Source organism: Halodesulfovibrio sp., assembly GCF_015482765.1.
In the GTDB taxonomy this organism is placed as follows: Bacteria; Desulfobacterota; Desulfovibrionia; order Desulfovibrionales; family Desulfovibrionaceae; genus Halodesulfovibrio.
In genome coordinates this window covers 1-2,848 of record NZ_JADMLB010000064.1, presented here as the reverse complement: position 1 = coordinate 2,848, position 2,848 = coordinate 1, and the positions used below count along the sequence as shown (strand labels likewise).

Genomic DNA, 2,848 nt, shown 5'->3' with positions numbered 1-2,848 from the left:
ATTTACAGTCTGTTCCCTTTGGCCACTCGGGAACCCCACCTGATATGTGTTGTGAGTTGTTTTCCTCAACAACGGAGATGGTTTTTACGGACGAGTGACCAAATTTGCAAGCAAAAAATGCATTTATTTTTAAATAATTTAATATTGAATGGTGGATAGCCGCTTGTGTCGATAAAATATCCTTAAAATATAGTGCGTTATTGAGCCTAGAGGAACTTGATGATATCTACAGCAAAACTGACAAAAGACATAAATAAAATGGCAGAATAGAAGCGGGCACATATGGACCATATAGGAGCACCCTTATATTTGTCTGCACTACGCCATAAGGCCACGCACATGAACCCTGTGTATATCAATGCAGTAAAGACCCATCCGAATCGCACTGTGTTTGCTGTGTGTTCTGCCTCAAAACCATAGGTGTTCACACAGATGCTTATTACTGTGCCTATGATCATGCCGAAAAACCAAAAAGTTATATAGAGCGGCAATTCTCCATGCCATAATTTCGCCAAAATCCCCATAAGCTCCTCTGTAGTTAAAAGGGTTTATTTAACTATAAATTGCCTGAGGATAAGTGCATTTATTTTATGCGCTACGGTGTTGTGGGTTTCATCGGAGAAATCGAGGAGCAAGGTCGAACAGCCCCATACACAATCCAATTTTCAATGCCGCATTGTAAGCCTCAGAACGGGGCTGTGCTTGTGCCAGCTCTTTCATTTCATGCTGACTTAACTGGAGAGCCGGAAGTGGTAAGTACATTTCTCCATTAAATTGCATATCAACATGCACATCAAGCAATTTTAACGGGGGAAACAGGTTGTTAAGACAGTTGATGGCGATTCGCTGTTCACGTTGCGGCGGGGTGATAATAGAAAATTCTGCCTGAGTTACTTCTATCGGATCAGAGCTGATTGTTCCGTCAATAGTGAGTAGCAGAGCATCAATGGAAGTGCTTTCATGATGTATCTCTATGGACGGATAATCTCGTCTAAACAGTTCTTTTACCTTTTCTGCAGCAGTAGTTTCTTCTTCATGGCGTTGTATGATTTGTAGGCGCAACGGTGTGCCTAACAGCGCGACCTGTTTAAGGATGCTTAATGGGGAGAGGGTTGCAGTACCGTTTATAAGTAAGGCTCCTGCACTTCCAGAAATATAGTACGCAATGGATAGAGATCTAATGTACAGGCCGTCAACGTCCATTCTTGCCGCTTCGGCAGGAAGAAAGCCCGCACCGTCCGGAGTTATTTCATAATACATTGTCCCTCCAGAATAAGAAGTTAGTGGCATATTTCCACAGAACTCATAGAAGTTATGCTCAATATTTTCCTATAAAAAGAGAAGAATATTTCTTTGCTTTTCATAATCGTACGGCAAAGAACTAGCTCGGGCAACGAGTAATTAATGTACATTTGGATAAATTGCTAATTATTTACAAGTTAACATAATCACATAGGGCGAGCAAACCCGCATACTGAAGCTTACTACTAACTGCCAAAACTTCGTTATTACAATAATGACGAGTAGCTAGGCGAATTTAATACCAGTTGTGCTAAGTACGAAAAAAACTCCCCGCCGCACAATGCGACGGGGAGCCTCAGTCAGTTTGAAAATAGCCGAACGGCTACTTTACCTACATAAGTTTTTTACCTGCCATGAAGGCAGCGTAGTTACCAGCCCACATTTTAGCAGGGGTAACGTTTTTAAGGGCGCTCAACCAGCATTCTTCAGGAAGTGTGTTGAACGGTGCAACGGTGCTTAATACACCAAGCATTACAACGTTTGCGCTACGCCCTGTAGTATCACCAAGCTTGATAGCTTCGCTGAGAATATCAAGCTTAATAACGTTGTAGCCTTCTAAAAGCTCAGAGATTGCTTCATCAGAAGGGTATTGCTCCGGATCAAAGCCCTGTGGAACAATTGCAGTGTCAGCAAACAGGATTGTTCCGCCTTCTTTGAGCATTCCAAGGAAGCCAGGACGAAGGAGTTCGCTTTTTTCCATTACGATAAGGCTGTCGGCAGTTCCCGGAATAATCTGCGGGCTGCGCACATTACCGCAAGCAAATGTAGAAATAACAGGTCCGCCCATCTGCGCCATGCCGTGGGTTTCGCCTTTAATGATGTTTTTATCACCGTAGCCTGCGGCAAATGCAAGCTGAGCAAGAACTTTACCGAAGAACAGGTTACCCTGACCGCCTACACCACGAATGGAGAGGGAAAGACGTTCAGGACGTTCTTCATCAGAAAGCGTTGGCACAGTGATCTCCTGAGGAGGCTCTGGCAGAACAACTGTAGATTTTTCAACTGTAATGTCGCTTGGGTCAATAAGGGAAATTGCTCCCTTAGGACACATCTGCATACATGCAGGTGTCTGAGAAACACAGCCGGAACAAATGTTGTTCCATACTGGCTGACCGTTTTCATCAAGGCTGAGACCGGAACAGATGTTACAAGCACCACATGCGATACATTTTTCATGATCAACTTTGAGCTTCTGCCCAAATGCGGATTTTGGAACCTTACGGATACAAGTGCCTTGAACTACGAGAGTAGTGAATTTGCCTTCTTCAGCATCGGCAAGTGCCTGTCGTAAGCTTTTACGGATGTCTTTGTAGTTGTATGCATCAACTTCAACAACATCGGTGCCCTGTGCGCGAAGCGCTTCAGTCATAACAAAGCGGTTTTCATCACCGGCGAGGTTAACAGGGGAGCTAGGACTTGGCTGGCCGCCTGTCATTGCTGTCCATTCGTTATCAAGAACAACTTTTACGCCGGCAACATGTCTGAATACTGCGTTACGGGTTGCATCCATACCGCTGTGACATTCAGTACCGTCACCGATAAGGCT

2 protein-coding genes are annotated in these 2,848 nt (G+C 44.3%); both read right to left on the bottom strand.

Annotated elements, in window-relative coordinates:
* Positions 1–612: 612 nt before the first annotated feature.
* Complete coding sequence (locus tag QZY95_RS11535; protein WP_290923616.1) at positions 613–1,260, bottom strand: hypothetical protein; 648 nt, start codon at positions 1,258–1,260, stop codon at positions 613–615.
* A gap of 373 nt (positions 1,261–1,633) precedes the next feature.
* Positions 1,634–2,848 (bottom strand): 2-oxoacid:acceptor oxidoreductase family protein (locus tag QZY95_RS11530; RefSeq protein WP_290923614.1); only part of this gene is annotated, 1,215 nt, incomplete at its 5' end.

Coding starts and splice junctions, on each gene's coding strand:
- QZY95_RS11535 (WP_290923616.1), bottom strand. CDS start 1,260: ATGTATTATGAAATAACTCCGGACGGTGCGGGCTTTCTTCCTGCCGAA.